Source organism: Dietzia massiliensis, assembly GCF_018390595.1.
Classification (GTDB): domain Bacteria; phylum Actinomycetota; class Actinomycetes; order Mycobacteriales; family Mycobacteriaceae; genus Dietzia; species Dietzia massiliensis.
Window position 1 is genome coordinate 1 of record NZ_JAHBAV010000181.1, and the last position, 455, is coordinate 455.

Here is a 455-nt window from a genome sequence, read left to right on the forward strand (position 1 = left end):
GCATCCCCCCGAAGCCGCCCTCGCCGCGGATGACCAGGGTGGTGAGCGTCTCGGCGATCAGCTGCCCCGAGTCCGGGTCGGTGCCCCGGCCGCGCAACACGAGGATCGCGTTCTTGCCCTCACCCTTGTCCTGGATGTCGGCGACCTCGGACACCACCGAGAGCTTCCCCGCGGGCGGCAGCGGCGCGTGCAGCCGGATGCTCTGCGATCCGTGTAACAGCATGGCCCAGTTGAACTTTCCGACCAGGCCCGCCGCGCCGAAGGCCGGGCAGCAGATCACCGCGTAGGTGGGCAGCACCTGCTGGTCGATGTCGTGGCTGTTCTCGGTGGTGAACGCCAGGTCGTCGATCCCGGCGCCGACACCGAGCGCGTAGAGCAGCGTGTCCCGGTCGGTCCATTCGAAGGGCATGGGTTCGGTCACCGCGCCGACGGCACTCGGGTCAATCGCCATCAGG

At 69.2% G+C, this 455-nt stretch carries 1 protein-coding gene; it reads right to left on the minus strand.

All coding sequences use genetic code 11. From position 1 onward, the window contains the following. The coding region (locus KHA85_RS16750; protein WP_213186666.1) for a MaoC family protein at positions 1-451 on the minus strand (451 nt) is incomplete at its 3' end. Positions 452-455: the final 4 nt, after the last annotated feature.